The 3,591-nt window shown below is 61.2% G+C and carries 7 protein-coding genes; 1 reads left to right on the plus strand and 6 read right to left on the minus strand.

Annotated features, from left to right (window positions below):
• On the plus strand, positions 1–241 hold a 241-nt coding region (locus tag ACLP2E_RS19025; protein WP_442466815.1), incomplete at its 5' end, for an ATP-binding protein.
• A 223-nt stretch (positions 242–464) separates the two neighbouring features.
• On the opposite strand, the gene ACLP2E_RS19030 is transcribed toward ACLP2E_RS19025, so the two are convergent.
• The 6 genes from ACLP2E_RS19030 to ACLP2E_RS19055 form a co-directional block, all read right to left on the minus strand.
• On the minus strand, positions 465–671 hold the full coding sequence (locus tag ACLP2E_RS19030; RefSeq protein ID WP_442466816.1) for a hypothetical protein: 207 nt from the start codon (positions 669–671) through the stop codon (positions 465–467).
• Complete coding sequence (gene tnpC / locus ACLP2E_RS19035) at positions 653–2,242, minus strand: IS66 family transposase (RefSeq protein WP_442466817.1); 1,590 nt, start codon at positions 2,240–2,242, stop codon at positions 653–655. Before tnpC ends, ACLP2E_RS19030 begins: the two co-directional genes overlap by 19 nt.
• A gap of 72 nt (positions 2,243–2,314) precedes the next feature.
• A complete protein-coding gene (gene tnpB / locus ACLP2E_RS19040) occupies positions 2,315–2,659 on the minus strand; it encodes an IS66 family insertion sequence element accessory protein TnpB (protein WP_442466818.1) in 345 nt (114 codons plus the stop codon).
• On the minus strand, positions 2,656–2,835 hold the full coding sequence (locus ACLP2E_RS19045) for a hypothetical protein (RefSeq protein ID WP_442466819.1): 180 nt from the start codon (positions 2,833–2,835) through the stop codon (positions 2,656–2,658). Before ACLP2E_RS19045 ends, tnpB begins: the two co-directional genes overlap by 4 nt.
• 24 nt (positions 2,836–2,859) lie before the next feature.
• Entirely contained in the window at positions 2,860–2,991 is a 132-nt protein-coding gene (locus tag ACLP2E_RS19050; RefSeq protein ID WP_442466820.1) for a hypothetical protein, read from the minus strand.
• 2 nt (positions 2,992–2,993) lie between these two features.
• Positions 2,994–3,591 (minus strand): IS66 family transposase (locus tag ACLP2E_RS19055; RefSeq protein WP_442466821.1); only part of this gene is annotated, 598 nt, incomplete at its 5' end.

Here is a 3,591-nt window from a genome sequence, read left to right on the forward strand (position 1 = left end):
GGCTTTTCGCATCGCCAGCATTGAACATTATTGTACTTCAGCCGAACCAGTGCCCTTCATCGCCGACGATCTTCTCATTCATTTCGATGATGACCGCGGAGCGGCTACGCTCGCGCTGCTTGCCGAACTCGGTAAAACAACCCAGGTGCTCTTGTTCACGCATCATCGTCATGTGCGAGATGCCGCACAAAGTCTCGTCGACAAAAACATCGCGGCGATAGTCGACTTAAGCGCCACGTGAAATCGCCAACGACGCGCAAATGGGGTCTTGCAAACCTAATTCGGCGCAAGATCTCGTTGCATGGGAAGTTAATGCTTTTGACGTGCCAGTCGCCCTCACGATCCAGCGCCGTTTTGCATATCGTGGAGAGGAAGCGGTTTGTTTGATCCTATCGATTTCTATAGCCCCGAGGCCCGCCTTTTTGTATCCATCCGGCGTAGCACGCAGGCGCAGGCAGCCGGATTCAGCGCGACCGCCTCGCCAGGATCGTCGGATCGTCGTTGTGGATTTTGATGAGATCGATCAGGTTCTCGATGCCGAAGTCTGTGAAGGTCATTTCGCCATCTTCTGAGTTGTCATAGACCCAGATCACGCCGTCCTCGATCTCCATGTCGATGGCGATTTCGAACGTAAGCGCAGAGCCGAGGCCGTTCAGGCGGCGTAATTCCACGGCATGAGCGCCTCGACATCGCGGTTGGGCCAACCGTTGGCGATGCGTTCGAGCGTCTGCTTGAGCCATCCGAAGGGATCGACGCCGTTCATTTTCGCCGTGGTCAGAAGGGTCGCTATGGTCGCCCACGTCCGGCCACCGCCGTCGGAACCCGCGAAGAGCGCGTTCTTTCGCGTGATGGTCTGGGGCCGGATCGCCCGCTCGACTATATTGGAGTCGATCTCGACGCGGCCGTCGGCGAGGAACAGCTCGAAGCTGGCGCGGCGCTCCAGGGCGTAGCGGATATGTTCGGCGAGTTTGGATTTTCCCGAGATGAGCGTCAGCTCCTTTTCCCAGAGCGCAAACAATTCGGCGACGATCGGGGCTGAGGATTGGCGGCGCGCCGCCGACCTGTCGTCGGGCGTCATGCCGCGAACCTGGTCTTCCACCGCCCAAAGATCCTTCATCCGCTCGACCGTGACGGTGGCCAGGCTGGAGCTGTCGTCAACATGCAGTTCGTAAAATCTTCGGCGCAGATGCGCCCAGCAGCAGGCCAGAAGCAGGGGCTTCTCGCCGCGGTCTGGCCTCGCCAGCCGCTGATAGGCGGCGTAACCATCGACTTGCAGAATGCCGTGATACCCTTTCAGATGCCGCAAAGCGCAGTCGCCGGAACGACTGTCCTCGAACCGGTAAGCGACCATCGGCGGATCGCCGCCGCCAAAGGGCCGATCGTCTCTCGCATAGGCCCATAAATAGGCTTTTTTCGCTTTGCCGGCGCCGGGCTCCAGCGTCGGCAGCGTCGTCTCGTCGGCGAAGACGCGCGGGCCCTGCTTGATCCGCAAAAGCACATGTTCCGAAAGCGGCTCCAGCTCAAAGCCAAGCCGCCCCATCCATTGCGCCATCAACGAACGATCAAGCTCGACACTGTCACGGGCGTAGATGGCTTCCTGCCGATAAAGCGGCAGGCCGTCGGCGTATTTGGAGACCGCGATCATCGCCAACAGCGCTTCGGTCGGAATGCCGCCTTCGATGATGCGCGCGGGAGCGAGCGCCTGGATGACGCCGTCGGCGTCCTTGAAGGCGTATTTCGGCCGGCGGGTGACAATCACCCGGAAGCGCGGCAGCTCCACGTCCAGCCTTTCGCAAACGTCCTCGCCGATCTTGATCTTCTCCTTGCCCAGATGTTCGGCTGGAACCTCGGGCTCGATCACAACCTCGACCCGCTCAAGATGAGGTGAGAACGCCTTGCGCGGACGCGGCGTGCGTTTTTGCTTGGCTGAGCCGCCGGCCTTGTCGAGCCCCGCTTTGATTTCGGCGATGCCGGTCTCGATCTCCTCGAACACGAAGGCCTGCTGTTCGTCCTTGGCTGCAGCCCCGAGCTTTTCCGAACGCTTGCCGAAGCGGTTTCGCTCCAGCGCCTTGAGGATCGAAGTCAGCCGAGCGATCCGCTCGTCGGCTTCCGCGTTGAGGGCTTTGAGATCGCGGTTTTCGCTTTCGAGCGCCTCTGCGCGCGCCGCCTTTTCAGCCATGGCGCGGACCAGCGCTTTCAGCGCGTCAACGTCGTCAGGAAGCGGAAAATCGAGCGTTTTCATTGCGATGATTAAAGCATAGACCGAGCGAAAACGCTCGCCTTTTCAGCGTAATGACGCTGGTTTTCTAGTCATTCAGCCGGCGCTGACCGGGCGTTTGACGTCTACTGGATGCACCCGCTTCCAATCCAGTCCGTCGACCAACGCCATCAACTGGGCGTAGTTGAGTTGAACCTGGTTCGGCCCGATCCGCGGCCAGCAAAATTGCGATTCCTCCAATCTTTTTGCGAACAGGCATACGCCAGTCCCATCAAACCACACGATCTTGATTCTATCGGCTCTCTTGGCCCGGAACACATAAAGCGCGCCGCTGAACGGGTCGGCTCCGGCATCGCGCACCAGCGACAGCAAACCGTCCGGGCCTTTGCGAAAATCGACCGGTTGGCTGGCCAGATAGACCTTCACGCCCGACGCGATCATGCCGAGCGCACCGCGCGGATCACGCGCCGCAGCTCGGCTTCGCCAATCGCGGCGCTAACCCGGATCACCGCGGCGCCGATCGCGATTTCCACAACCGGCGCGGACCTGGCGAACGCCTCCGTCTCATTCTCAGTCGCGGCGCGCGCCGTCGACGGCGTCGCCGCTCCTTCGCGCATCGCCTGCCGGCGCCAGCCAAAAAGTTAGCCGCCCCTCGTCGCCGCCATCATGGGGCGACCTTGGCGCTTACTTTCGAACAGCCAGTCCTCGTCTTCGCCAAGCTCCCTGGCGACGCGGCTTATCGTCTTGACGTGATGGACTTTGTTGATGTGCATATTCAGGCCGCCTGAGCGGAGTTGACCTGCGCCTGAGGCTTCCAGTTCCACGGCGTCAGCTCATACAGCCGATGCGAGGGGTGGCCGGCGATGCGGGAGAGGACGTCAGCCAGCCAGGCCTGGGGATCGACGCCATTCATTTTGCATGTGACGATGAGGCTGTACATGGCGGCGGCGCGATGGCCGCCGCGATCCGAACCGCAGAACAACCATGATTTTCTTCCCAGAGCGATGCCGCGCAGGCCGCGCTCAGCCGCATTGTTCGAGAGGCAAACACGCCCATCTTCAAGGAACAGCGTGAAGGCCGGCCAGCGCTTGAGAATGTAGTTGATCGCCTTGACCAGATCATGCCCGCGCGAGAGCCGGGCGGCCTGCTCCCGCAGATAGACCTGAAGATCCTCGACCAGAGGCCGGCTCATTTTTTGGCGAACCGCCAAGCGCTCCGCGGCGCTCTTGCCGTTGATGGTCCGCTCGATCTCGAACAGCGCGTCGATGCGGCGCACGACCTCGATCGCGATCGGCGACAGCGCGATTTCCTTTTTGCCGGCGGCCTTGCGGCGGGCGTTCTCATCGATGTCGGCATTGGCGAAGAACGGCCGC

Origin of the sequence: Rhodoblastus sp. (assembly GCF_052145335.1) — a bacterium.
Lineage (GTDB): Bacteria > Pseudomonadota > Alphaproteobacteria > Rhizobiales > Beijerinckiaceae > Rhodoblastus.